The sequence below is a fragment of the Streptomyces eurocidicus genome (assembly GCF_002891295.1).
Lineage (GTDB): Bacteria > Actinomycetota > Actinomycetes > Streptomycetales > Streptomycetaceae > Streptomyces > Streptomyces eurocidicus.
On the sequence record NZ_LGUI01000011.1, the window covers coordinates 116,751 to 142,782 of the forward strand.

The window sequence follows — 26,032 nt, forward strand, 5'->3', positions numbered from 1 at the left end:
CCCGGGGGTTACCCCCACCCCTAAGGGCACGGCTGGCCGGATGGGCAACAGCGCCCCCGGCCAACACCCTTGCTGCATGCGATCTTTCCACCGCAAGGCCATCCTGCTCACCCTCTCCACCACGGCTTGCGCCGCAGCCCTGACGGCCCCCGCGCAGGCGCGACCGCACGCGCCGGAACCGAAGGCCACGGGCCTCGGCTGGCAGTCCTGCGACGGGACCCCGGGCGCCGCGAAGACCGGGACGGGCACCGGCACGGGCACCGGTACCGGCACCGGCACGGGCACCGGTACCGGCACGGGCACCGGCGGGGCCCCCGCCCGCGAGTGCGCCACCCTCTCCGTACCGGTCGACCACGCCGCCCCCGACGGCCCCCGGACCGACATCGCCGTGTCCCGCCTGCGCAGCGACCGTCCCGAGGCCCGCCGTGGCACCCTCCTCCTCATCCCCGGCGGACCGGGCGGTTCCGGCCGCGAATGGCTCGCGCAGCAGGGCGCGGAACTGCGCGAACGGACCGGTGGCGCGTACGACATCGTCAGCCTCGACCCGCGCGGGGTGGGCGGCAGCGCCAAGGCGGACTGCCGGCTCTCGGACGACGACCGCGAGCTGACCCATCTGCGCCCCTGGCCGGGCGCGGGCGGCGACATCAGCGAGAACGTGACCCGCGCCCGCCGCGTCGCCGACGCCTGCGCGCGCAACGGCGGCGCTCTCCTGCGCAGCGTCTCCACCGCCAACGAGGTCCGCGACATCGACCGGTTCCGCCAGGCCCTCGGCGAGGAGAAGCTGTCGGCGTGGGGCGTCTCGTACGGCGCGTACGTGGGCGCCCTCTACGCCCAGAAGCACCCGGAACGCACGGACCGCTGGCTCCTGGACAGCAGCGGCGACCCGGACCCGACGCGCCTGGAACGGAGCTGGTCGGCAAACATGGCCATGGGCGCGGAGGACCGCTTCCCGGACTTCGCGCGGTGGGCGGCGGACCCCGCCCGCGACAAGGCGCACCGGGTGGCCGGGCGCGAGGCGGACGTACGGCGGGAGTTCCTCGCGGTGGCGGCGCGACTGGACGCGCGCCCCCGCGAGTTCCGGGACGGCCACTTCCCCCTGACCGGGAACCGCCTCCGCCAGGCGCTCCAGCAGGCCCTGTACGGCAAGGGCACGGACAAGGACGGCACGTTCACCGCGCTGTCCGCGCTGATCGTCGCGGCCCGGGACACCACCGGCCCGCTGACCGTGCCCGACCCGCTGCCTGCGGGCCCGATCTCGCAGGACCAGTCGGCGGTCATCGTCGGCACCCTCTGCAACGACGTGAACTGGCCGCGCTCGGTGGCCTCCTACGCCCGTGACGTGGCCGCCGACCGGGCCCGGTACCCGCTCACCGCGGGCATGCCCGTGGGCATCCTCCCGTGCGCCTTCTGGAAGGGCGGCGCGACGGAGAAGCCCACCCGCATCACCGCGGACGGCCCGTCGAACATCCTGATGATCCAGAACCAGCGCGACCCGGCCACTCCGTACCGGGGCGCCCTGAAGATGCGCGAGGCCCTGGGCGACCGCGCCCGCCTGGTCACGGTCGACGCGGGCGGCCACGGCGTCTACCTGGACACCGGCAACAACTGCGCCGACCGCGCGGCCACGGACTTCCTCACCAAGGGCACCCGCCCGAACCAGGACAAAACCTGCGAGCCCGAATCCGCCGCGTAAGCCTTACGTCCACTCCTCCTCACTCATCCCGCACGCACCACCACACCCCGTGCCGGTGACGCGGTGTCGGTTATCTAGGCTGGCCGCACAAGGGGAGGGGCGTACGCAGTGGCGTTATGGGATGAGGTGGCCGCCGTCCGCGCGGGACGAGGGCGGTCCGCCGCGATGATCGGGGAGTTCCGGCGGACCGCTGTCCTGGTGCCGCTGGACGACAGGGGCGGGCTGTGGACGGCCGGCCACGAGGGCGTGTGGTGGATCCACGCCTTCACCGACGAGCGGGCCCTGGCCCGCTTCGCCGGGGCGCGCGCCGGACGGCGCGACTGGGAGTACCGCACCGTGCTCGGCGCGAGACTGCTGGACGTGGTGGTGCCGGGTCTCGGCGAGCCGGCGGGCGTGGCCCTGGACATGGGCGGCGAACGGCCGATGCTGTTCCCGCCCGCCCCGGGGATCGTGCCGGACGGCGTGGCGGTGGCGCCGTGAGCGGGGCGCCGTCCGGTGACGGCACGCTGGACGCGAGCCCCACGGCGCTGGCCCTGATCACCAAGGGCCTGGGGGACGCGATCGCCGAGCTCAAGGAGCTCGGCCTGATCGGCGAGGCGAACGTGGGGCGCGGTTTCGAGGACATCGCGCTGTCGGGCCTCCAACTGGGTCACGAAGGGCTCGCCGCCCAGTTCAAGGAGTTCTGCGAGCGCTGGGAGCGGGGTGTGCGCGACCTCGTCCAGGACGGCAACGAGTTCGCCAAGCGCGTGGGGCTGTCCGCGGGCATGTTCTACGAGCAGGACAAGTACCAGGAAGGCACCTGGAAGGTGTTCGGGGCGGCCTGGGGCGCCAACCCGAACCTGTCCGACGCGGACGTCGAGAAGATGTCCTGGGGCGAGATCCGCGCCAACGGGAACTTCGCGAAGGCCGACTACAGCGCGAAGTCCTTCTCGGACGCCTTCGACAACGGCAGGAAGACCTGGGGCGGCGTCGTCGAGGACTACGAGAAGGACCCGTCGCTGCCGAGGCTGGTCCGGCGCGCCACGGGCTCCCCGCAGCAGCGGCCGGGCGCGGGTGAGGACCGGTGAGCAGCGTCTGGGACCCCTTCAAGGAGGCCGTGGACAAGGTCGGCGACAAGGGCGAACACCTCTGGAACGCGGGGAAGAAGAAGGTCGGCGAGGGCGTCGACTGGGCCACGGACCAGGTCGGCGGCGGCCTCGACCACATCGGCTTCCACGGGGCCGCGGACGCGGTCGAGGACTGGGGCGACCGGACCGGCTCCGCGCTCGGCGCGAAGATCGCGGAACAGCGGCTCGGCCAGACCGAGGAGGCGAACGAGCTCGTCCACGGCAGCGCGAAAGAGATCAGGGCCTCCGCCGGACATCTGAAGGACTTCCACGCCGCCTTCGACCGCGTCGGCAAGGGAATGAAGGCCCTGGACGCGAGCCACTGGCGCGGCAAGAGCGCGGAAACGTTTCGGGCGAAGTTCGAGATGCACCCGGCACAGTGGCTGCACGCCGCCGACGCGTGCGAGAAGGCGTACAAGGCCCTGGACTCCTACGCGGACACCGTGACCTGGGCACAGGGCCAGGCCAAGGAGGCCGTCGCCGCGTACAAGGAGGGCAAGGCGGCCACGAAGAAGGCGTCCGACGCTCACAAGGCGCTGGTCGACGCCTACAACGACGCGGCGGACGCGTACAACGCCAAGCTCAAGGACGGCAAGGACCCCGGCACCCGGCCGGCCCGGCCCGGGGAGTTCAGCGACCCGGGGGCGGCCAAGGTCAAGGAGGCCCAGGAGATCCTGGCCCACGCCCGGTCGCAGCGGGACTCCGCCGCCGGGAAGGCGCAGGAGGCGGTCAAGGAGGCTCTGGCGCACGCGCCGAAGAAGGCCGCGTTCAGCGACCGTCTCTCGCAGGACTTCGCCGACTTCAGGACGGCGTCCGTCATCGAGGGCAACCACTTCGCGGGCGGCATGGTCAAGGGCGCCGGCGGTCTGGTGAAGTTCGTCCGCGGCGTCAACCCCATCGACCCTTACAACCTCACCCATCCCGCGGCCTACCTGGACCACCTGGACACCACGGTCGCGGGCCTCGCCGCGCTCGGCAACCACCCGGAGCGCACCCCGCAGGTCCTGCTCGGCGAGGGCTGGGGCAAGGACCCGAGCGAGGCGACCGGGCGGCTCTCCATCGACCTGGCCTCGGCGCTGGGTACGGGTGGTGCGGGCGCGGGGGCCGGCGCGGGCCGGCGGGCGCTCGCCGCCGGGGCCCGGGAGGGAGCGGAGGGCCTGGCCGGGAGCGGCGCCCGGCGGACCGGCGCGGAGGCCGCGGAGAGCGGGGCCGCGCGGAGGTCCGTGCATGAGGACCCCCAGGCGGGCGGCGTCGAGCCGACGCAGAAGTGCGTCGGGGGCGACCCCGTCGATCTGGCCACCGGCCGGATGTTCCTGCCGCAGACGGATGTCTCGCTGCCCGCCGCGGGGCTCCCGCTGGAGTTCCACCGCCGCGCCGAATCCGGCTACCACGCGGGACGGTGGCTGGGCCGCTCCTGGTCGAGCACCGTCGACGAACGGCTGGAGATCGACGCCGAGGGCGTGATCTTCGTCCGCGCGAACGGGATGCTCCTGGCCTATCCGCACCCCGCCCCCGGGGTGCCCACCCTCCCCGCCGAGGGCTCGCGCTGGCCCCTCTCGGTGACCGAGGACGGCGGCTACGTCATCACGGACCCGATCGGCGGCCGGACCTGGCACTTCACCTCGTACGACCCCGGACTCGCCCTGCTGGATCGAATATCCGGGCGCGACGGGCACGGGATCGCCTTCACGTACGACGCCGGCGGCGCGCCCGTCACGATCGCCCACGACAGCGGCTACCTCGTCCGGGTCACGACGGAGGGCGGCCGCGTCACGGCCCTGCACCTCGCGGGCGGCGGTGCCGGGGAGACGGACGCGGAGCTGGTCCGCTACGGCTACACCGACGGAAATCTGACGGAGATCGTCAACTCCTCGGGCGTCCCGCTCCGCTTCGCCTATGACGAGCGCGGCCGCATCACCTCGTGGACGGACCGCAACGACAGCCGGTACACGTACGCGTACGACGCCGAGGACCGCTGCGTCTTCCAGAGCGGCGACGAGGGCCACATGCGGTTCTCGCTCGACTACGGGCCGCGTGACCCTGCGACGGGGCTCCGGGTGAACGCCCTGACCGATTCCCTGGGGAACACCACCCGTTACTCGGTCGACGACGCCCTGCACGTGGTGGCCGAGACCGACCCGGCGGGTGGCACGGTCCGCACCGTCCGGGACCGCTGGAACCGCCTCCTGTCCCGGACCGACGCCCTGGGCCGCACGACGGAGTTCCGCTACGACGGGGAAGGCAGGCCGCTCTCGGTCACCCGCCCGGACGGCAGGACGGCGTCGGTCTCGTACGACGTGCACGGCAACCCGTCGGCCCTGACCGGCCCGGACGGATCCGTCCACCACCAGACCTTCGACGCCGCCGGCCGCCGCACCTCGGTCACGGACCCGGCTGGATCGGTCACCCACTTCGGCTACGACGCGCACGGGCACCCGGCCTCGGTGACGAACGCCCTGGGCGACGTGACGCGCGTGCGGTGCGACCGGGCGGGACTGCCGGTCGAGATCGTGGACCCCCTGGGCGGTGTGACGACCTACCGCAGGAACGCCTTCGGGCGCGTCACCGCGATCACCGACCCGCTGGGGGCGACCACCCGGCTGTCGTGGTCGGTCGAGGGCAAGCTCGTCCGGCGGGTCGGGGCGGACGGGGCGGAGGAGACCTGGGCTTACGACGGAGAGGGCAACTGCGTCACGCACACGGACGCGCTGGGCGGGGTCACCCGCTCCGAGTACACGCACTTCGACCGGCTGTCGGCGAGAACCGGCCCGGACGGAGCGCGATACGAGTTCGAACATGACGCACAGCTGAGGCTGCTGGGTGTCACGAACCCGCAGGGGCTGACGTGGCGCTACACGTACGACGGCGCGGGCAGGCTGACCGGCGAGACGGACTTCGACGGCCGCGCGCTCACGTACGCGCACGACGTGGCGGGGCAGTTGGTCTCCCGTACGGACGATCTCGACCAAGTGATCGCGTACGAACACGACACGCTGGGCCGGGTCGTCCGGAAGGACGCGGACGGCGCGGTCACGACGTACGTCCACGACGCGGCCGGCCGCCTCGTCGAGGCAGCCGGTCCGGACGCCACGCTCGTCTACGGCCGGGACCGCCTCGGCCGCGTCAAGTCGGAGACGTACGACGGCCGTACGTCGACGTACGCGTACGACAGGCTGCACCGCCGCACGCGCCGGGTCACGCCGACGGGCGCGGTCAGCACCTGGACGTACGACGCGGCGGGCCGCCGCACGTCCACGACCGCTTCGGGCCGCGTGTTCGCCATGGAGCACGACCCGGCGGGACGGGAGGTCGCGCGGCACTTCGGCGAGACGCTGACGCTGACGCTGACGCACGCGTGGGACCCGACGGGCCGGCTCACCGGGCAGCGCCTGCTGAACGGCGACGCGGGCCTGGTCCAGTCCCGCGCGTACACCTACCGCCCGGACGGCCACCTCACCTCGGTCGACGACCACCTCGCGGGCTCCCGCGCCTTCGAGCTGGACCCCGTGGGCCGGGTGACGGCCGTGACCGGGGCGGACTGGTCGGAGCGGTACGCCTACGACGCGGCGGGCAACCAGACGGAGGCGGCCTGGCCCACGTCCCACCCGGGCGGCGAGGCACTCGGGCCCCGCGCCTACACCGGCACCCGCCTCACCCGGGCGGGCAAGATCTCCTACGAGTACGACGCGCTGGGCCGCGTCGTACTGCGCCGGAAGCCGCGGCTGTCCCGCAAGCCGGATGTCTGGCGGTACGAATGGGACGCGGAGGACCGCCTGAGGTCGGTGGTGACACCGGACGGGACCCGGTGGCGCTACCGGTACGACCCGCTGGGCCGCCGCGTCGCAAAGGAGCGCCTTACGGAGCCGGGTGCGGTGGCCGAGGAGGTGCTCTTCTCCTGGGACGGCACCACGCTGGCCGAGCAGACCACGACCACGGCCGACCACCCGAACCCGGTCACGCTGACCTGGGACCACGACGGCCTGCGCCCGATCGCGCAGACGGAACGGATATCGGCGGCGGACGCCCCCCAGAAGGAGATCGACAGCCGCTTCTTCGCCATCGTCACGGACCTGGCGGGCTCACCGAGCGAACTGGTCACGGAACAAGGCGAGATCGCCTGGCGCAGCCGCACCACGCTCTGGGGCACGACCACCTGGCCCGCGGACAGCCCGGCCTACACCCCTCTCCGCTTCCCGGGCCAGTACTTCGACCCGGAAACGGGCCTGCACTACAACGTCCACCGCCACTACGACCCTCAAACGGCCCGGTACGCGACTCCGGATCCTTTGGGTCTGTCACCGGCGCCGAACCCGGTGACGTATGTGCATAATCCGCATACGTGGGTGGATCCGTTGGGGTTGGCGCCCGGGGGTGGGTGCGAGAACGGCGGTAGCTGGGACCCGGAAGAAGAACCGCATCTCTTCCGGGGTATCGGGTATGCCGACGATCACAGCCCGGCATCCTGGCAGAAGATGTACGAGGACGGGAAACAAGGGATCGCGCAACCGTTGGGTGGTCACTCGGACCCTGCCCTGCACGCAGGAGGACGCACGGACAGCACTTTCACGTCCTGGACTACAGATTACGAAGACATGGCACTGGAGGAGAGCTTCCGCGGGAACGGGCCAGGTGTCGTTCTACGGATACCCAACGCCGACGGCACCGGGTACAGCAGAGTGCCTGGCGTCAGCTTCCCTTACGCAGAAGGTGAAGTCATGATCGAAGGCACTGTGCGAGGTGCCGAAGTCAGCATTAACGGTGGACCATGGACGAGAATAAACTAAAGCAACTGATTATAGAGGCGACTTCTCAGGGGAGATGCGACGAAGCGGTCCTTGACTCGATCAACACGCCATTGACCATCGACAGCGGCCTGACTTCAACGGCATCGCTTCTTCACATGTACAGTCGCCGGCTGAAGCGCACCAAAAACGACGCACAGCTGAGCAGGGAAACAGAAGACCTGGTCAGCTTCCTGCGCCGGTACCCTGAAGACCATCTCGCGATGGTCAGCTTCAGGACCCGGGACGGCGGCTTCCACCTATTCCTGGCCGACGCCGAGGAAACTACAGTATTGTTCTGGATGAAAATGTTCGACAAATTCCCAGAGCATCCTCCGAAGGCACCTCAGCCCCCGGCCGCGGATGATTGAATATCCGGGCGTCAGCCCCCGGCCGACTTCGCCCGCCGCAACACGTGCAGCTCACAGATGTCCGGGTCGCCCGTATAGCGGTACATGCGCGGCTTCTCGCGGGTTCCCGCGACGCTGAAGTGGGCGCCGGACTCGCGGGCCGAGACGCTGGACACAGGCGTCGCCGTAGCGCCGCCTGTGTCCTCCTCGTCGAAGGACAGCTCGATGTCGTCATCCATTCCGATGACATCGCCCTGCGAGTTCAGCTTCCAGCGGCCGGTGCCGCCGCCCAGGTGCTTGGCGGAGTACGGATAGTTGAATTCCGGCCAGTCGCTCGCCGTGAACGTCCCGTCCGCTCTGAGCTCGAACCTGCCGAAGGGATCCGCCTTGTATGCCCCGATCAGGTCCTCCCGCGTGAGGCCCGCCGGGCGTTTGCCCTCCACTCCGCAGCCGAAATAGTTCGCGCAGCCGGTCGCGGTGAGCGACGCCCCCACGACCAGCGCGCCCACGAGCCCCAGGGCATGCCAGCGCATCACGACTCTCCCGTACAAGTCGGCGAAGTCCAACGGCATCAGCCTCTCAGAGGGGCGTCCGCCCACCTCACCCGGGGCGCCGGGCCCGAAAACGGCCCCGGGTCCAGCCCCCTGTGACGCCCGCCATATCCCCTACCGCCCGGCCCCCGGTCGTTAGATGGTGATCCCGTAGTCCGAACCTGGAGACACCGCATGGTTGAGATCAGCAAGCTCGCGCCCGCCGACAGAGACGCCTGGGAGGTCCTGTTCCGCGCGTACATCGACTTCTACGAGCGTGACGAGCCGCAGTCGATGTACGACACGTCGTGGGAGGAGTTCCAGGCCGACACCCGGATGCACGCCTTCGGCGCGAAGGTGGACGGGAAGCTCGTCGGCATCACGCATTTCTTCGCCCACGCCAACACCTCCGGCCCCGATGTCTGCTACCTCCAGGACCTGTTCACCGGGCCCGAAGCGCGCCGTAAGGGTGTCGGTGAGGCGCTGATCGCCGCCGTGGTCGACTGGGCCAAGGCGCGCGGCTGTTCCCGGGTGTACTGGATGACCCACGAGACGAACGCCACCGCGCGGAGCCTCTACGAGAAGGTCGCCGTCAACAAGGGCTTCCTCCGGTACCAGATCGAGCTGCCCCGCTGACACCCCCCGCCATGGCGTGAGCGCGAGACCCCTGGGCCCCTGCGTGATGGCAGTGGCCCAGGGGGCCGTTGGGACAGCTGAGGAGCGTTGACGCCATCTGACGCGGTGGGACTTCCCGCGTCCTTCTACCGGCCCCACTCTCGCCGCACAACCGCGGCCTCGCCATCGACACGGACGTCACGCCGACCGCGGACCCACTGACGGTCACAGCCGGCGCAGGGGCCCTCCGCCTGCCCTTCGCCCTCTCCGGATACCGCCCGGGGGACTACAAGGGGTTCAGACAGCGCATCGAGCACGCCTACGACAACAACCCGCAATGACGATCCTCGGATCGGGGCATGACACCGTACGCGGCGGACGCGGCTTTGCGAGGAAGAGAGCGTCCGTTCACAGCGGACGACGAAGGGAAAGCGGAGTACCCACGCCTTTCCACTCTCAACATATAGCGCATCGGGGGCCTTGCGGCAAGGCCCCCGTCATGGCGCAGAATCGCCCACCTAAGCCGGAATCCAACGGAACTGAGAGTCGCCGCATGCGTGTTTTGCTGTTGTCGTACGGGTCGCGTGGAGACATCGAGCCGATGCTGGGACTCGCCGTGCGGCTGCGGGAGCTCGGCGCGGACGTGCGGATGTGCGCACCGCCGGACTTCGCGGAACTGCTGGGCGGTTTCGGCCTCCCCCTGGTGCCGCTCGGCCCCTCGCTGCGCGAGATGGCGACCAAGGCCGTCACCGCGACGACCCCCGCCCCGCCGACGAGCCTGCCCGAGCGCGCGGCCCGGATATTCGCCGAGACCTACGCGTCCGTCGCCGCGGCCGCCGACGACTGCGACGCCGTCGTCGCGACCGGCCTGCTCCCCGCCGCGGCCGCCGGCCGCGCGGTCGCCGAGAAGCTGGGCCTCCCGTACGAGTTCGTGGCCTACTTCCCCACCTACCTCCCCTCCCCCCACCACCCGCCCCTCGTCTGGCCCGGCCGCCAACCCTCGCCGGATGAGACCGACAACCGCGTGCTGTGGGACCTCAACGCCGAGAACCTCGACGAGCTGTTCGGCGAGGCCGTCAACACCCAGCGGGCGACACTCGGCCTGCCGCCCGTGGAGAACATCCGCGACCACGTCCTCACCGACCGGCCCCTGCTGGCCTCGGACCCGGTCCTGAGCCCCTGGGTCGAACCCGCCGACCTCGACGTCGTACAGACCGGCGCATGGATCCGGCCGGACGAACGCCCCCTCCCGGACGACCTGGAGGCGTTCCTCGACGCGGGCACACCGCCGGTGTTCGTGGGCTTCGGCAGCATGCCCCTGCGCGACGCCCAGGACGTCACCCGGGCCGCCGTCGAGGCCGTACGCGCGCAGGGGCGCCGCCTCCTCCTCTCCCGCGGCTGGGCCGACCTCGCCCTGACCGACGACCAGGACGACTGCTTCGCCGTCGGCGAGGTCAACCAGCAGGCCCTGTTCCCCCGCGTCGCCGCCGTCGTGCACCACGGCGGCGCGGGCACCACGACGACGGCCGCCCGGGCCGGCGCCCCTCAGGTGGTCGTACCCCAGCTGGCCGACCAGCCCTACTGGGCCGCCCGCGTCGCCGAACTCGGCATCGGCGCCGCGCACGACGGGCCGGTCCCGACCACCGAGTCCCTCTCGGCCGCGCTGGGGGCCGCCTTGGCCCCCGAGACCCGGGTACGCGCCACCGCCGTGGCCGGTACGGTCCGCGCCGACGGCGCGACGGTCGCCGCGGAGCGGCTGCTCGCCGCCTTGTCCGGCTGACCCGCGTCCGGCTGACCCGCCTCAGCACCGTCGTACTCCGTAGGACTTCGCCCCGGCCTCGGGCAGGTTGGCCCATACCCTGGTGCCTTCCGTGGCCGGGGCGGGTTCGCTGATCCCCCAGGTCCCGTCGCACTCGCGGACCACGCACGCGAGGAGGAGCAGGAGGCGCTTCCTGCTGCCCGTGCACAGCGCTGCCTGCGCGGGGTCGCTGTGACTGCTGTGCGGGTCCCAGTTGACGAGCCGGAGGACGCCGTCGCGCCAGCGGAGGGAGTAGTAGAGGTCCTGCCCCGGCGCGAACAGGGCCCCGCAGGTGACCAGTTCGGAGATCGCCTGCAGCGCCGGGTCGACGAATTCGGCCAGCCCGTGGGCGTACAGGGCCGCCCTTACGGTCCTGCGGGCGACGGCGGGTGAACGGGGTTCGGCGGGCACGGTGAAGCTGTACGCCAGCCCGACGGGGTCTTTGGGGGCGGGGTCCTGCTCGGGGTGGAGGGTGACGTCCTGAGCGATCAGGGGGCAGAGGGTGAGGGGGGTGATGGGTGTGGAGGTGTGCATGGGCATGCGGCAGCTCCCGGTACGGGCGTGGGGTGTTGGGATGCGCACACGGCGGCCGGTGGCTTGTCTCCCTGGACGCGGCACACCTCTCCCAGGGCAGGAGTGTGCGGGCATGCTCGCGCCGATGCGCTTCCGGCTCACGCGGTGCGTGAGTGATGCGATATCGAAGGTAGGGCATCGCGGAGTACATGTACTACCCTCTCGCGAAAGGATCACCCTTCGTTGGACCGGGCGTTCCACACGCGGGCAGACTGGCGCCGACACCACACCCGATGGGAGCTGGGAGAACACGGATGCCCCCGAGGAGTACGCCAACCGCGCGTCAGAGGCGCCTCGGCTCGGAGTTGCGCAAGATGCGCCTCGCCGCAGGGTTGACGACGGAGTCCACCGCCAAGCTGCTGGGCGTACCTCGCACCAACCTGCCGAACATGGAGTCCGGCCGCTCCGGCATCAGCCCGGACCGCGTGCGTGTTCTCGCCGGCCACTATGGCTGCACGGACATGCGGTGGGTGGACGCGTTGGCTGCCATGGCGAGTGAGCGCGGCAAAGGATGGTGGGAGAGCTACCGCGACGAGCTTCCCGAACTGGCGCTGGACCTGGCTGAGTACGAACACCACGCCACGGGCCACCGGTCGTTCGAGGTTGTCCACATCCCCGGCCTCTTGCAGACCGAAGATCACATCCGCGCGATGTTCTCCTACGCCTACCCCACAAGGAAGTCGTCCGAGATCGAAAACCTCGTTTCCTTCCGGATGGGCCGCCGCACGGTGATCGAACGGGAGGTGCCTGTCGAGTTCGACACCATCGTCCACGAAGCCGCTCTGCGGATCAAAGTAGGCAGCCGGAAAACGACTCGCGCACAGCTTCGGCATATCCTCGCTATGACCGAGCGAAGCAACGTAACCGTGCGCGTAATCCCCTTCGATACCGAGGGTTTCGCCGGGGCCGGGAGCGCAATGCTCTACCTAGCTGCTGCGGTTCCCCAACTCGATACCGTGCAGTTCGACACCGCGCACGGAAGCATCATCCTCGACGACGATGCACAGCTCAGGCGGTATCAAGACCGGCTGACCAAGATCGCCCGTTCAGCCTTGGCGCCCCGTGAGTCACTAGACATGATCCACCGGATCGCCGAGGAAACGTGAAAGGCCCGGCCCATGTTCCTCCCTATTGTCTGGCAGAAGTCCTCCCACTCCAGCGGTTGCGATGCCGAAAACTGCGTCGAGCTCGGCCTGGCCCCGGCCACCGTTCACCTGCGTGAGAGCGAAGCCCCCGCCACCGTCCTCACCTTCTCCCCCCACCGCCTCGCGTGCCTCATACGCGCCGTGAAGGCCGGCACCCATGACGGGCCGTGGAAATAGCGCGGGCAGCGCCACGTCACCGTTCCAAATAGGCCAGAACCGCCAGCACCCGCCGGTTGTCCGAGTCGCACGCGTGCAGTCCCAGCTTCGGGAAGATGTTGCCGATGTGCTTGGCCACGGCCTTCTCCGTGATGAACAGGGCTTCCGCGATGCCCGCGTTGGAGCGTCCTTCGGCCAGCGCGGCCAGGACCTCCCGCTCGCGCGGGGTGAGGCTGCCCACGCCCTGGTCGCGGCCCTTGCTGGAAAGCAGCGCCGTGACGACCTCGGGGTCCATGACCGTGCCGCCGTCGGCCACGCAGCGGATCGTGTTCATGAACTCGGCGCCGTTGGAGACCCGGTCCTTGAGGACGTAGCCGACGGCACCCGCGCCGTCGGCGAGGAGTTCGCGGGCGTAGAGCGGCTCGACGTACTGGGAGAGGAGCAGGACCGGGAGGGCGGGGAGCCGGGAGCGGGCGGCGAGGGCGGCGCGGAGGCCCTCGTCGGCGAAGGTCGGGGGGAGCCGGACGTCGACGACGGCGACGTCCGGGCGGTGCGTGGTCAGGGCGGTGAGCAGGTCCGGGCCGTTGTCGACCGCGGCCACCACCTCGTGGCCGAAGGCGCCGAGGAGGCGTATCAGGCCGTCCCTCAGCAGGAAGTGGTCTTCGGCGAGGACAACGCGCACGGGATCTCCATCGTCACCATGGTCGGGCCGTTGAGGGGGCTGCTCACGGCCAGGACGCCGTCGAACGTGGCGAGCCGGCGTTCGATGCCCCGGAGGCCCGTGCCGCGGGTGATGTCCGCGCCGCCGCGGCCGTCGTCCGTGATGCCGACCCTCAGCATGCCGTGACCGTAACGGAGGTCCAGCCAGACCCGGTCGCCGCCGGAGTGCTTGGCGGCGTTGGCCAGGACCTCGGAGACGGCGAAGTACACGGCGGACTCGACCGGCGGTTCGGGGCGGCCGGGCAGGTCGATGGTGACGTCGGTGGTCAGCGGGCTGACCAGGGCGAGTGCCCGTACGGCGTCGGCGAGGCCGCGGTCGGCGAGTACGGGCGGGTGGATGCCCCGGACGAGGTCGCGGAGTTCTTCGAGCGCCTTGGACGAGGACTCGCGGGCCTCGATCAGCAGGGCGCGCACCGCCTCCGGGTTCGAGCCCAGCAGGTGCTCGGCCGCGTCCAGGGTCATGCCCATCGCCACCAGCCGGGCCTGGGCGCCGTCGTGGAGGTCGCGCTCGATACGGCGGATCTCGGCCATCTGCGTGTCGACGGCGTCGGAGCGGGTCACGGACAGGTGCTCGATGCGTTCGGCCATGCGCGCGGCCTCGCTCGGGGCGAGCAGCCGGCGGGTCCAGGCGCCGTGGGCGCGGACCGTGCGCGGGGCCAGCCACAGGGCGAGGGGCAGGTGCAGCAGGCCCAGTACGCCCGCCAGGTACGCGGTCGTCCGCCCCTCGACCGGGATGAAGTCGAACCAGAGCCCTTCCCACGCGGCCGACAGGTCCACCCCGTAGAAGGCCAGGCCCATGCCCCAGAGCCCGCTGAGGACCAGGCCGATCGGCAGGAACGCCAGGGCCACGCCCACGACCGGGTCGAGCGTCACCCACAGCCAGTCCCGCCAGGTCTGGGTGTCCTGGACGATCCACCGGCAGCGCGACAGGAACCCCTGGTCGGCGGGCGGCGGCGCGTACGGGACGGGGATCGGCCTCCCCGACCACTCACCGGCCAGTTCCCGCTGCCAGTTCCCGCTGCCGGTTGGCCACCCGGCGGACGCCGGCCACGACGACCGGGAACACCAGCAGCCCGATGCCGGGGAGGGAGATCACCGTCAGGGACACCACGCACGACATCACGGTCGCCGCGATCCCGAGCCGCCACAGCGTCAGCGACCGCCTCAGGCCGCGCGCCCCCTCCGCGAACACGCCGCCGCCCGCACCGCCCACGACCGGGATTCCGCTCATCGGACCCGCACCTCTCCCCCATGACCCGACGGCCCGGAGCGGGCCGCGCCGCAATTATGTGGGCGCCCGGCGGGCGGGGTCGGTGGGGAAAACTCCCCTGTTCCGGAGGGAGGAATCCCTTAGAAGAGCTGCTGCTGGCCGTCCATCGGCGGCTGCTCCGGGTCGAACAGCCTCGGCTCCGTCGACAGCAGGGGCGCCGAGCGGCGCGAGCCGGGGCAGGACACGAGCTCGTACGAGAACGCGGGGCGGCGGCCGGGCGGGTCGTGGCGGGCGTAGCGGCCGCCGACGACGGCGATCTCGCGGGAGCAGACGGGGCAGGTGCGGCGGGGGGAGGACATCCCATCAGTGTCTCGTATCCGGGGATCGGTGCGGGTCAGGGTGGGTACGGCGGGGGCTTTTTCCCCACCCCGCCCCTTCCCGTAACCGGGGCTGGCGCCCCGGGCCCCCTTTTCCGCGCTCCGCGCGGTGTCCTCAATCGCCGGACGGGCTGATTTTCAGCCCGTCCGGCGATTGAGGACAATTCGGGAAGGGGCGGGGTGGGGAAAGAGCCCCGCGCAGCGGCACCCGCACCCGCCGTCCTCAGAACCGCTCCGTCGGCTCATACGTGCCCCACACCTCGCGCAGCACCCCGCACACCTCCCCCACCGTCGCCCGCGCCCTCAGCGCGTCCTTCATCGGGTACAGCACATTGCCGGACGTACCGGACGCCGCCTCCCGGAGGGCCGCCAGCGCCGTGTTCACCGCCCGCCCGTCGCGCTCCGCGCGCAGCCGGGCCAGGCGGGCCACCTGCCGGGCCTCGATGGCCGGGTCGACGCGCAGCGGCTCGTACGGTTCCTCCTCGTCCAGCCGGTAGCGGTTGACGCCGACGACGACCCGCTCGCCGTCGTCCGTCTCCTGGGCGATGCGGTACGCGTTGCGTTCGATCTCGGCCTTCTGGAAGCCGTCCTCGATGGCGGCCACCGCGCCGCCCCGGGCCTCGACCCTCGCCATGAGGTCCACGGCGGCCTTCTCGACCGCGTCGGTGAGGGACTCCACCGCGTACGAACCGGCGAACGGGTCGACCGTGGCGGTCACGTCCGTCTCGTAGGCCAGCACCTGCTGGGTGCGCAGGGCGAGCCGGGCGGCCTTCTCCGTGGGCAGGGCGATGGCCTCGTCGAAGGCGTTGGTGTGCAGGGACTGGGTGCCGCCGAGGACGGCCGCCAGGGCCTGGACGGCCACCCGCACCAGGTTGACCTCGGGCTGCTGGGCGGTGAGCTGGACGCCCGCCGTCTGGGTGTGGAAGCGGAGCGTCAGCGACTTGGGGTCGCGCGCGCCGAACTCCTCGCGCATCACGCGCGCCCAGATCCGCCGCGCCGCCCGGAACTTGGCGATCTCCTCCAGGATCGTGGTGCGGGCGACGAAGAAGAACGACAGGCGCGGCGCGAGGTCGTCGACGTCCATGCCCGCCCCGATCGCCGTACGGACGTACTCGATGCCGTCGGCGAGAGTGAAGGCGATCTCCTGCGCGGGCGAGGCCCCCGCCTCGGCCATGTGATAGCCGGAGATCGAGATCGTGTTCCACCGGGGGAGCTCGGCGGCGCAGTACCGGAAGGTGTCGGCGACCAGCCGCAGCGACGGCCCGGGCGGGAAGATGTACGTGCCCCGGGCGATGTACTCCTTGAGGACGTCGTTCTGGACGGTCCCGGTGAGGGCCTCCGGCGGTACGCCCTGTTCCTCGGCGACCAGTTGGTACATCAGGAGGAGCAGCGCGGCGGGGGCGTTGATGGTCATCGAGGTGGAGACCCCGCCGAGCGGGATGCCGTCGAAGAGGACCCGCATGTCCTCCACCGAGTCGACGGCGACGCCGACCTTGCCGACCTCACCGCTCGCGAGGGCGGTGTCCGAGTCGTGGCCCATCTGCGTGGGCAGGTCGAAGGCGACGGAGAGGCCCGTACCGCCGTGGGCGATCAGCTGCCGGTAGCGGGCGTTGGACTCGGCGGCGGTGCCGAAGCCGGCGTACTGGCGCATGGTCCAGGGGCGGCCGGTGTACATCGTCGGGTGGATGCCACGGGTGAAGGGGTACGCGCCGGGGGCGCCGAGCCGTTCGGCGGGGTCCCAGCCGGTGAGGGCGCCGGGGCCGTAGACCGGCTCGACGGGGAAGCCGGATTCCGTGCGGCGTGGACGTCCGCTCCGGCCGTGCCGTGTGTGGTCCGGCTCTTCGATGCCCATCTGCCGCCTCCCGCTCCGCGTTGGGGTGTGTGCACCAGCATGCTCCGGGAGGTGGGGGCGGGGCAGCGTCGACACGGGGCTTTGTGCGGAGGGGTGCCGGGGTGTGGGGGGCGCGGGCAGGGCCGGGGGAAGAGCCCCGCCCGCGCCGATGCGCAGGAGCCGACGGTATGGGGGGAACTCCGGCTCTTGCGCGGCCGATGACCAGTCGGCTCACTTCTTACAGCGTCGGGGGGCGTGGAAATGTCACACCGGGTCGCGGCGGGGCGGGTGCGGTGGGGCGGGTGCCGCTGCGCGGGGCTTCTTCCCCACCCCGCCCCTTCCCGTAACCGGGGGCTGACGCCCCCGGACCCCCGTTCCGCGCTCCGCGCGGTGTCCTCAATCGCCGGACGGGCTGAATTTCAGCCCGTCCGGCGATTGAGGACCGGGGTCCGGGGCGGAGCCCCGTTCGGGAAGGGGCGGGTAGGGGACAACGCCGCCCGCAGGGCCCGCCCACCCGCTACATACCCCGCGTCGTCAACCCCACCGGCCCCGGAACCCCCGGCACCACCAACGCCCCCGTCCCTACCCCCGGCACCCCCGAAGGCGTCGCCGCCTCGCCCCGCGCCGGGTTCCGCACCCCGCCGCCGTCCAGCAACTTCTCGCAGTACTTGCGGATCGCCGACGCCCCGGCGCCCGCCGACCGCTCCAGCGTGCGGATGTCGTTCTCGTCGACGGCCCTCCAGTGCTGCGCGGACAGGTAGTCGCGGCACAGGCGAGTGGCCAGGGTCGTGGTGCCCGTGCCGGGGTCCTTGTCCCTCTCCTTGCCCTTGCCGTTGTCCTTACGGTCGTCACGGTTGTCGTCCCGGCCGTCGCCCTCGCGGTCGTCGCGACCGCCGTCGTGGCGGCGCGGCGTCTCGGACGGGGACTCGCCGGGGCCCGCGTCGCGGCCGCCGCCGTGGCCGGTGGTCGCCTCGGCGCCGGGGGTGGCGGAGGCCGACGGGCGGCCGCTCTCGCGGGGGGCGCCGTACGAGGGCGCGGCACCCGGCGCGCCGGGCTCCGTGGTGCCCGCGCCGCCGTTCTCCAGGGCGGACACGCTCGCGCCCGCCGCCGGTTCGCCGCCCGATCTCTTGAAGGGCGCCGGGAGGACGCCCGTACCGGCGGCCACGGCGACGCCGCCCAGGGCGCAGCCCGCTATCGCCATGGCCACGCCGACCTCGACGGGCCGCCAGCGCCGGCCCAGCCGCCGCCGACGGGCGGAGCCGATCGGGACGACGGGGGCGTCGACGCGCGTAGGTCTCTCCGTGGCGGGCGCCGGGGCCGTCGGCTCCGCAGCCGTGGCCGGCACCGCGCGGGCCGCGCGGAACGCCGCCAGCGCCGCCTCCTCACCGGGCAGCGGGCGGTCCGGGGCCGCGGGCGGCGGGGTCAGCGAGCGCAGGGCCGCGAGCAGGGCCGCCGCCTCCGGCGGAGTCGCCGACGGAGCCGGGGGCGCCGCCGTCCGCGGGTCCTCCTCCAGGGTCGCGCCCGCCCCCGGGGTCGGCGGAGTCGGAGCGTCCGCCGTGCCCTCGGCGCCGGCCGGGTCGCTCAGGAGCCGTTCCACGGCGTCGTCGTCCAGCCAGTCTTCCAACCAGTCGTACCGGTGGTCGTCCGCCATCACATGTCCTTCTGCGTCCGCGCACGCAATTGCGTCACACCGGCAGAAGCGTTCGCTCCGGTGTGTGACGTCGGGGGCGTCGAAGAGGGCCGCCGCTGCGCGGGGAGCGCGTCGGCCGCCGTCACCAGCTCGGCCAGCCGCCGCAGGCCGCGGTGGGCGGCGGTGCGGACCGCCCCCGGCCGTTTGCCGAGCACGCCTGCCGCGCTCTTGGCGTCGAGGCCGACGACGACTCGCAGCACGACGGCCTCCGCCTGGTCCTGAGGGAGCTGGGCTATGAGCGCGAGGGTGCGGTCGGTGCCGAGGGACTCCAGGGCCTCGCCCGCGGTGTCCGCGTCGGCCGGCCGGGCCGCGAGCTCGCTCTCGTCGCCGCCGATGGCCGGGCGCCGGCCCCGCATCCGTATGTGGTCGAGCGCGCGGTTGCGGGCGATACGGGCCGCCCAGCCGCGGAACCGGTCCGCGTCGCCGGTGAACCGCTCCAGGTCGCGCGCGATCTGGAGCCATGCCTCGGAGGCCACGTCCTCCGCTTCCGGCTCGCCGACGAGCGTGCGGACGTAGCCGAGCAGGCGAGGGTGCACGGCACGGTAGACGGTACGGAACGCCGTCTCGTCCCCACCCTGCGCCGCGCGCACCGCGGCCGTCAGCTCAGCGTCGTCCCCCTGCACGCCCTCATCCTGCCCCACTCCGAGAATCCGCGACTCAGCAGCCCGCGGGCCCGATGCCGTAAGGATTCTGCGCCCGGGTGTCACCGGCTACGGGGCCGGGTTCCACTGGCCGATACCCGGCGGCGCGGGGCGGCACACCGGCCGCCGCCGCCCACCGCGGGGACGCCTGACCGCACGGACACATCTTTCGGACCCCCTGGGGCTGTGGTCGTCACTTCCGGTTTTCCCGGTTCCCCGGCCACTGGGACAGACGAGAACAGACGAGAGAGAAACGCGCTCCGGCGAGCGCGGACCCCGCACGTTACGGGCATGTGCCCGGCCTCGTCCAGAAGAGATCCGACCGCGGCGGTATGACAGTGTGACGGATTCGCGGCCCTTGGCGCTGTAGAAGATGCGGACCTCACCAGGGTCCGCACCGGACGGCGGCCGGGGCCTCTCCTGTGGGGGGTGGCGGCCCCGGCCGTCCTCCGTCCGGCGCCGCCCCACTGACGTGGGCGTGCGAAGTGCCGCGGCGGCGCCGTGACCCACGGCGTGGCCGACCGGCCGAGAGCCCGGCGGTGCCGTCCGGCGCGCGCCGGACGGCGCGCACCCGGGCGCACACCCTCGCCTCGATCCGCCGGGGAATCCGCCGGTCCCGGACCGTCCCGTCCGGACCACCGGCTGCCGACGACGGCCTCCGTAAGGCTCACCCGGCGGCCATCGCCTCCGTAAGGCTCACCCGACGGCGGCCGCTTCCATAAGGCTCACCCGACAGCCACCACCTCCGTAAGGCTCACCCGGCGGCGACCGCCCCCGTAAGGCTCACCCGACAGCCACCGCCCCCGTAAGGCTCACGCCGCCGCCCCCTCCTCCTTCGGCTCCGCGTCCTTGACCGTGATCGTCAGATCGTTGGTCACCGTGAAGTACGGGCGCAGCCGCACCTCTCCCCGCTTCGCCGCCGGGAAGGTGTCGACGCCCTTGCGGTCGGCGAAGTCGCCCGCGATCCGGCCCGCGCGCACCAGCGCCGCCCCGGCCGCCGGGCGCACCCACAGGTCCCACAGGTCCTGCTCCTCCTCCGGCTTCACGCGCCGCGCCATCGGCTCGTACGGCAGCCGGCCGGAGCCGTTCGTCAGGGGCGCGCGGACGTCGCCCACCGAGCCGTCGCCGCCGCGCAGCCGGGCGATGATCTCGGCGCCCTCGCCGAAGGCGGTGCCGTGGGCGGTGAGGGTGAGCGTGACGCCGTCCGCGCCGACGCGCACCTCGGTGACCTCCGCGTGCTCGGGGCGCAGCCAGGCGCGCACCGCGAGGAAGCCGTCGCTGGTGGTGTACGGGACGCGGGCGGTGACGCCGTCCCCCGTCGTCGCGAGCGGGCGGTTCAGCAGGTCCTTCTGCTCGACCAGCGCGGCCGTCAGCCTGCGGCGGCTCTTGTCACCCGGGCGCTCGACGTAGCTGTCCCAGCGGCCCTCGGCCAGCGGGGCGGGCGCAAACCGGGCCTCGGCCCAGGCGCCGGGCTCGCGGGCGCCGGTGAGCGGGGCCCGGACGGCGACGCCCTCCTTGCCCTTGGCGCCGCGCCGGCGGAGCAGCGCGTGGGTGTCGGCGGCGGTGAGCTGCTCGGCGCGCAGCCGCACGATCACGGTGCCGTCGGCGGCGACGGAGCAGCGGGCCTCGGGGTGGGCGATCGCCCCCGGCGCGGCGACGGCGGGGCCGGCGGAGGCGGCCTTGGCGCGGCCGCCGCCGAAGAGGCCGCGCAGCAGGCCCTTCCGCTTCTCGGGAACGGTGGCCGTGCAGCCGGGCCGCAGCTCCTCGAACAACTCCTCGTAGCGGTCGGCGATCCGGGCCGGGGCGTAGCGCAGGGCGGTCTCGCGGGCGGCCTTGCCGAGGCGGTCGCGCAGCGCCGCGTCGCCGGTGATCTTCAGGAGGGCGGCGGCGTAGGCGTCGACCGCGCCCGCGTCGTCCAGCGGGACGAGCACGCCGTCGGTGCCGTCGGTGAGGATCTCGCGCGGGCCGTAGGGGCAGTCGGTGGCGACGACCGGGAGGCCGGCGTGCATGGCCTCGACGATGGTCATGCCGAAGGACTCGGCGTCGGAGGCGACGGCGGCGACCGCGCCCTTGGACCACTCGGTCTCGATGGGCGAGCGGGCTCCCATCAGGGTGATCCGCTCGTAGAGGCCCAGTTCCTCGATCTGCTTGCGCAGCTTGGCCTTGGCGGGGCCGCGGCCGTAGATCCGCAGGTTCCAGTCGGGGCGCTCGGCGGCGATCGCGGCGAAGGCGGCGATCAGGCGGTCGTAGCGCTTGACGGCGACGAGCCGGCCGGCGGAGACGATCACGTTCGAGGTGCCGTCGGAGGGCTCGGCGGCGGGGGCCGGGACGGCGTTGGGGATGGCGAGGATGCGGGCGCGGGCGTCGGGGAGGGCCTCCCGGTAGTGCCCGGCGTCCGCTTCGGAGACGGTGGCGAAGGCGTCGAGCGCGGCGATGGCGGGGTCCATCACGGCGTGCAGCTCGGGGACGTGCGCCTCGTGGGTGAGGTGCTCCTGGCCGAGGCGGAGGTAGCGGTCGGAGCCGTACTTCGCGAGGTAGCCGATGAGCTTGGGGCGGGTGGCGATGACGACGTCGGCGTCGGTGGCGGCGAGGTGGGCGGCCACCCGCTCGTCGGTGAGGGCCGTGGCGGCCATGCGGCCGTTGTCGATGCGCTCGTCCCGGAAGATCTCGCTCGGCCGCTGGTTGAGCGGCGTGGCGTACTCGTCGGTCTCGGCGCCCTCACGGAGGTCGACCAGCGGGGTCAGGGTGACCCGGGGGTCGAGGGTGAGCTCGGGCTCGTCCACGGGGCGGTTGACACTGACGATCCGCACCTCGTGCCGGTCCGCGAGGGCGGCGGCGAGGTTGACGGTGGAGCGGATGGTGCCGCCGATGCCGTACGCGTTGTGAAGCAGGAATTCGATCTTCATCGGGCCCTCGTTACGGATGCGGGGGTACGCCTGCGCGCACTCCTTCGTGGAGATGCGTGAGCGACCCCGAGTATGACCTGAGTGTTGCCTTCCGCATATCCGACGACGGGAGCGCGCAGCTTGGTTCAACCCCGAACGCTAAGCCCCTCAGGGGGCCACCCGCCCGGCGAGCGCCGAGAATTCCTTCCAGGGCATGGTGGGCGGGCGGGGGTCCCACAGCCGCTGGGCGACGGCGGCGAGCGGCAGCCGGATGCCGTCGGCCACCTGCTGCGGAGTCTGGGCGTCGGGGAAGTCGCACCAGACGGCGAGCCTGCCGCCGGTGACACGGTCGGGGCCGGTGAGGTCCTGCGCGGCGGCCGTGCTGCCGCGCAGGACGGCAGGCGACCACTGCCGGTAGATCCGCTCACCGGTGGGGTAGCGGAACTGGTTGGGCTCGCCGAGTACGTAATAGAGGTACTCGTCGTTGAGGTTGACCACGCGGCGTCCCTCGTTCAGGTACTCCTGCGGGTCGCGGGCGCCGAGCTCCTTGCCCGTCCAGTATTCGACCTCGATGTCCTTGTCGGCGGTGACGACGCCGCCGCGGAAGAAGCCGTCGTTCCACGCCTTGGGCTTCTTGCCGAGCGGGCGCAGCACCGCCGCCCGGTCGTTGAGCCAGGCCGTGGCGAGGTCCTGGACCCGGCCCCGGGCGCCGTAGCGCTGCCGGGCCAGCTGGGCCAGGCGCGGGTAGGAGGTCTCGGGGTCCTTGGCCATCAGCGCGCGGTACTCGTCGGCGCCGAGGTGGAACCAGGCGCCGGGGAACAGCGGCGCGTACTCGCGCAGCAGGTCGTCGACGATGCGGGCGGCCTCGGGGTTGGCGATGTCGACCGCGCCCCGGGCGGAGGTGCCGGCGGCGTCCTTCAGCTGGAGGCCGGGGTGGGCCTTGATGACGGCGCCGAGGTGGCCGGGCGAGTCGATCTCGGGGACGACGGTGATGTGCAGGGAGTCGGCGAGGGCGACGATGCGGCGGACCTCGGCCTTGGTGAGGTGCTGGGGCGAGACGATCTCGGGGTGCGACTCGCTCTCGATGCGGAAGCCCTGGTCGTCGGAGAAGTGCAGGCCGAGCTGGTTGAGCTTGAGCTCCGCCAGCTCGCGGATCCGGGCCTCGATCCACTCGGCGCTGAAGTGCTTGCGGGCGATGTCGAGGTTGAGGCCGCGCTGGCCGCGGCCGGGGGCGTCGCGCACGACGCCCTCGGGGAGCCCGCCGCCGGAGCGCACGGCCTGCGCGAGGGTGCGCGTGCCGTAGAACACCCCGGCCTCTCCCGCGGAGGTGATGAGGATCCGGTGGTCGTCGGCGGTCAGCTCGTACGCCTCGTCGCCGCCGCTCTGGCCGGGGCGCAGGGCCAGCTCGATGTCGCCGGGGCGGGCGGGCGTCCCGGCGGCGGTCAGCTTGAGGTCGACGGCCAGCTGCCGGGCCTCGTCGGCGAGGGGCCCGTCCGGCGGGGTGACGACCCGGGCCCCGGCCGCGGGCCGCCAGCCGGGGCCGGGGGCGGCGGTGACGGAGCGGAGGCCGGGGACGGTGCGGGGGATCCCGGCGGGGACGGGCGCGTGGGAGATGACGGACGGCGGGGCGCTGGACGGCCCGGCCGGCCGGGACACCCGGGGAGAGCGGGAGTCGTCCTGGACCGGCCGGGAGGAGGAGTCGCGCGGGCAGCCCACGAGGGTCATGGTGCCCAGCAGCACGGCGGCGGCCACGGCCGCGCGCGGGGCCGCCGCGCGGGTGACGCGGGTGAGCCGGGTGAGCGGCGCGAGCCGAGGGGGCCTGGTGGTCCGGGCGAGCCGGGCGAGCCGAGGGGTCCTGGTGAGTCCAGCAGGCAGTCCCATGGAGCAGACCCTCCTATACAGGGCATATACGTGGTGAAGGTATTGCCCTTTGCCCGGCAAGGTGTCCACCACGCGCCCGAAACGGGCCTCGTCCGAATGAAATTCGCGCATCCGTCGGACAGCGCACCGGACCGTGGCCGAGAATCGTCGACACCGTAGCGGCTCAGTTCCTCGACCGGAAGACCCAGTTCCGCGGGTGACACCCGGGTGTCCCGCGGACGCCGCACGGGTGTCGCCGTCGGCTGCCTACGAGCCGTCGCACCCGTGCCCGTTCGCCCATCCGCACCGCATCCGCCCTGCCCGGGTCCCACCCGAGCCCGGCCCGGCGTCCCGTCCGGACCCCGCCCGGACCGGCCGTCGAGCCCCGCGCCGCACCCCCTCGCCCGAGGAGACCACGCTGCACGGACCCGACCGGCACGGCCTCGACCGCCTCAATTCCGCGTCGCCGGGCGCCGCCGAAGCCGCCCTCCTGGCCTGCTGCGGCAGCCGCCGGTGGGCCCACCACCTGGCGGACCACCGCCCCTACCCCGACCTGCGCACCCTGCTCGGCGCGGCGGAGCGGACCACCCACGCCCTGACCCCGGCCGACCTGGCCGAGGCGCTCGCCGACGAGACCGGCCCGCACCCGCACGCCGACGCGGGGGCCCTCGCCGCGCTCCGCCAGGCCCAGGCCGCCTACGAGCACAGATTCGGCCATGTCTTCCTGGCCCACGTGGACGGCACACACCCCGGCGAGACCGTCACCCGTCTGCTCGCCGCACTCCGCCTCCGCCTCACCCGCGCGCCGTACGAGGAGGCCGCCACCACCCTCGCCGAGCTCACCCGGCTGGCCCTGGGCCGGCTCGCCCTGCTGGCCTCCGACACCCCGTGCACCCGGGACCACGACACCCCCCGCGACACCCGGCACGCCCCCGGAGCACCCCCCGGAGACAGCACGTCACATAACGGTCCCATTACGCGAAACCGCAGGACAGACGGGTTGTACCGGACATCTCGCGCCCCGGAAAAGCCCTGATCGCCGGGTATGCCACTGGTCCGTACGTGCCTGTTTGATCACACCTGACGACCCCGTGAACCCGAACCGACAACGCGTCGCTACGATGGCCAGGGCCGGTGGACCGTACCCGGCCGGGCCCGCTGACAGTGAAGCCGGCAGGCTCTGATCCCCGCTCCCGGAGGGTTTTCCGTGCCGGCTGGAACGCTGTACCGCGGCCGGGAAGGCATGTGGTCCTGGGTGGCTCATCGAGTCACCGGCGTCCTCATCTTCTTCTTCCTGTTCGTGCACGTCCTTGACACCGCCCTCGTACGCGTCTCCCCCGAGGCGTACGACGACGTCGTCGCGACGTACAAGACGCCCGTCGTCAACGTGATGGAGTACGGCCTCGTCGCCGCCATCCTCTTCCACGCCCTCAATGGTCTGCGTGTCATCGCGGTGGACTTCTGGTCCAAGGGTGCCCGCTACCAGAAGCAGATGCTGTGGTCCGTTGTCACCATCTGGCTCGTGCTGATGGGCGGCGCCTTCTACCCCGTGCTCCAGCACACGCTGCGCACGCTGTTCGGGAGCTGACGCGAGATGTCCGCTGAGACCACCACCCCCGCGACCGACAACGTGTCGCTGTACGACGTGGACAACCCGGCGCCGGTCATCGAGCCGCCCCGGGCCCGCACCAAGAAGACGCCCAAGAGCACCCGCACCAACTTCGAGCTGTACGGCTGGCTGTTCATGCGGCTGTCCGGCGTCGTGCTGGTCGTCCTCGTCCTGGGCCACCTGCTCATCCAGCTGGTCCTCGACGGCGGCGTGAGCAAGATCGGCTTCGCCTTCGTGGCGGGCCGCTGGGCCTCGCCGTTCTGGCAGGCATGGGACCTGATCATGCTGTGGCTCGCCATGCTGCACGGCGCCAACGGCCTGCGCACGGTCATCAACGACTACGCGGAGCGGCCCAAGACCCGCTTCTGGCTGAAGAACCTGCTGTACGCGGCCACGGTGTTCACCGTCCTGCTGGGCACGCTGGTGATCTTCACCTTCGACCCGAACATCCGCTAGAGCCCG

Annotated in this window: 23 protein-coding genes; 12 read left to right on the forward strand and 11 right to left on the reverse strand. The window is 72.4% G+C overall.

The window, feature by feature from the left end:
- Positions 1–76 precede the first annotated feature (76 nt).
- The 5 genes from AF335_RS28410 (at position 77) to AF335_RS28430 (ending at position 7,951) form a co-directional block, all read left to right on the forward strand.
- Positions 77–1,693: an alpha/beta hydrolase gene (locus AF335_RS28410; protein ID WP_228772896.1), complete on the forward strand. Its 1,617-nt coding sequence runs from the start codon at positions 77–79 to the stop codon at positions 1,691–1,693.
- A 108-nt stretch (positions 1,694–1,801) separates the two neighbouring features.
- Complete coding sequence (locus tag AF335_RS28415; protein WP_107503499.1) at positions 1,802–2,173, forward strand: SseB family protein; 372 nt, start codon at positions 1,802–1,804, stop codon at positions 2,171–2,173.
- Positions 2,170–2,760, forward strand: coding sequence for a hypothetical protein (locus AF335_RS28420; RefSeq protein ID WP_102921301.1), 591 nt, complete (start codon positions 2,170–2,172; stop codon positions 2,758–2,760). The genes AF335_RS28415 and AF335_RS28420 overlap by 4 nt, the downstream gene beginning before the upstream one ends.
- The gene (locus AF335_RS28425; protein WP_184743388.1) at positions 2,757–7,583 is read left to right on the forward strand and encodes a putative T7SS-secreted protein; all 4,827 of its coding nucleotides are present in this window, start codon (positions 2,757–2,759) and stop codon (positions 7,581–7,583) included. The genes AF335_RS28420 and AF335_RS28425 overlap by 4 nt, the downstream gene beginning before the upstream one ends.
- A complete protein-coding gene (locus tag AF335_RS28430; protein WP_146045630.1) occupies positions 7,565–7,951 on the forward strand; it encodes a hypothetical protein in 387 nt (128 codons plus the stop codon). The genes AF335_RS28425 and AF335_RS28430 overlap by 19 nt, the downstream gene beginning before the upstream one ends.
- 11 nt (positions 7,952–7,962) lie before the next feature.
- Here AF335_RS28430 and AF335_RS28435 read toward each other — a convergent pair whose 3' ends face one another.
- Positions 7,963–8,463, reverse strand: a complete 501-nt coding sequence (locus AF335_RS28435; RefSeq protein ID WP_102921303.1) for a hypothetical protein — start codon at positions 8,461–8,463, stop codon at positions 7,963–7,965.
- Between the two features lie 192 nt (positions 8,464–8,655).
- On the opposite strand from AF335_RS28435, the gene AF335_RS28440 reads away from it, so the two are divergent.
- Both AF335_RS28440 and AF335_RS28445 read left to right on the forward strand, forming a co-directional pair.
- Entirely contained in the window at positions 8,656–9,096 is a 441-nt protein-coding gene (locus tag AF335_RS28440; protein ID WP_102921304.1) for a GNAT family N-acetyltransferase, read from the forward strand.
- 532 nt (positions 9,097–9,628) lie between these two features.
- Entirely contained in the window at positions 9,629–10,855 is a 1,227-nt protein-coding gene (locus AF335_RS28445; RefSeq protein ID WP_102921305.1) for a glycosyltransferase, read from the forward strand.
- A 21-nt stretch (positions 10,856–10,876) separates the two neighbouring features.
- Here AF335_RS28445 and AF335_RS28450 read toward each other — a convergent pair whose 3' ends face one another.
- A complete protein-coding gene (locus AF335_RS28450) occupies positions 10,877–11,413 on the reverse strand; it encodes an ATP-binding protein (RefSeq protein WP_228772895.1) in 537 nt (178 codons plus the stop codon).
- 287 nt (positions 11,414–11,700) lie between these two features.
- Between AF335_RS28450 and AF335_RS28455 the strand changes: the two genes are divergently transcribed.
- Both AF335_RS28455 and AF335_RS28460 read left to right on the forward strand, forming a co-directional pair.
- Positions 11,701–12,552 carry a helix-turn-helix domain-containing protein gene (locus tag AF335_RS28455; protein ID WP_102921306.1) on the forward strand — a complete coding sequence of 284 codons (852 nt, stop codon included), beginning with the start codon at positions 11,701–11,703 and terminating at the stop codon, positions 12,550–12,552.
- 12 nt (positions 12,553–12,564) lie between these two features.
- Entirely contained in the window at positions 12,565–12,768 is a 204-nt protein-coding gene (locus AF335_RS28460; RefSeq protein ID WP_102921307.1) for a DUF397 domain-containing protein, read from the forward strand.
- Positions 12,769–12,784: 16 nt separating this feature from the next.
- Here the strand turns inward: AF335_RS28460 and AF335_RS28465 are convergent, their stop codons facing one another.
- The 9 genes from AF335_RS28465 to AF335_RS28500 all read right to left on the reverse strand — a co-directional run bounded on the left by AF335_RS28465 (position 12,785) and on the right by AF335_RS28500 (position 23,982).
- On the reverse strand, positions 12,785–13,429 hold the full coding sequence (locus AF335_RS28465) for a LuxR C-terminal-related transcriptional regulator (protein WP_102921308.1): 645 nt from the start codon (positions 13,427–13,429) through the stop codon (positions 12,785–12,787).
- The gene (locus tag AF335_RS28470) at positions 13,393–14,466 is read right to left on the reverse strand and encodes a sensor histidine kinase (protein WP_228772905.1); all 1,074 of its coding nucleotides are present in this window, start codon (positions 14,464–14,466) and stop codon (positions 13,393–13,395) included. Before AF335_RS28470 ends, AF335_RS28465 begins: the two co-directional genes overlap by 37 nt.
- Positions 14,456–14,698, reverse strand: coding sequence for a hypothetical protein (locus AF335_RS36025; RefSeq protein WP_221505304.1), 243 nt, complete (start codon positions 14,696–14,698; stop codon positions 14,456–14,458). Before AF335_RS36025 ends, AF335_RS28470 begins: the two co-directional genes overlap by 11 nt.
- A 119-nt stretch (positions 14,699–14,817) precedes the next feature.
- Positions 14,818–15,036: a hypothetical protein gene (locus tag AF335_RS28475; RefSeq protein ID WP_087926621.1), complete on the reverse strand. Its 219-nt coding sequence runs from the start codon at positions 15,034–15,036 to the stop codon at positions 14,818–14,820.
- Positions 15,037–15,277: 241 nt separating this feature from the next.
- Complete coding sequence (locus AF335_RS28480; RefSeq protein ID WP_102921309.1) at positions 15,278–16,906, reverse strand: acyl-CoA mutase large subunit family protein; 1,629 nt, start codon at positions 16,904–16,906, stop codon at positions 15,278–15,280.
- Positions 16,907–17,402: 496 nt separating this feature from the next.
- Positions 17,403–18,536: a hypothetical protein gene (locus tag AF335_RS28485; RefSeq protein WP_102921310.1), complete on the reverse strand. Its 1,134-nt coding sequence runs from the start codon at positions 18,534–18,536 to the stop codon at positions 17,403–17,405.
- Complete coding sequence (locus AF335_RS28490; protein ID WP_102921311.1) at positions 18,536–19,198, reverse strand: RNA polymerase sigma factor; 663 nt, start codon at positions 19,196–19,198, stop codon at positions 18,536–18,538. Before AF335_RS28490 ends, AF335_RS28485 begins: the two co-directional genes overlap by 1 nt.
- An 830-nt stretch (positions 19,199–20,028) precedes the next feature.
- Complete coding sequence (locus AF335_RS28495) at positions 20,029–22,122, reverse strand: glycosyltransferase (RefSeq protein WP_102921312.1); 2,094 nt, start codon at positions 22,120–22,122, stop codon at positions 20,029–20,031.
- Between the two features lie 147 nt (positions 22,123–22,269).
- A complete protein-coding gene (locus AF335_RS28500) occupies positions 22,270–23,982 on the reverse strand; it encodes a beta-N-acetylhexosaminidase (protein ID WP_102921313.1) in 1,713 nt (570 codons plus the stop codon).
- 229 nt (positions 23,983–24,211) lie between these two features.
- Between AF335_RS28500 and AF335_RS28505 the strand changes: the two genes are divergently transcribed.
- From AF335_RS28505 to AF335_RS28515, 3 genes are all read left to right on the forward strand, one after another.
- The gene (locus AF335_RS28505) at positions 24,212–24,997 is read left to right on the forward strand and encodes a 2-oxo-4-hydroxy-4-carboxy-5-ureidoimidazoline decarboxylase (RefSeq protein ID WP_244927193.1); all 786 of its coding nucleotides are present in this window, start codon (positions 24,212–24,214) and stop codon (positions 24,995–24,997) included.
- Between the two features lie 171 nt (positions 24,998–25,168).
- A complete protein-coding gene (gene sdhC / locus AF335_RS28510; RefSeq protein ID WP_102921314.1) occupies positions 25,169–25,549 on the forward strand; it encodes a succinate dehydrogenase, cytochrome b556 subunit in 381 nt (126 codons plus the stop codon).
- Positions 25,550–25,555: 6 nt separating this feature from the next.
- The gene (locus AF335_RS28515; protein ID WP_102921315.1) at positions 25,556–26,026 is read left to right on the forward strand and encodes a succinate dehydrogenase hydrophobic membrane anchor subunit; all 471 of its coding nucleotides are present in this window, start codon (positions 25,556–25,558) and stop codon (positions 26,024–26,026) included.
- The last annotated feature ends 6 nt before the right edge of the window (positions 26,027–26,032 follow it).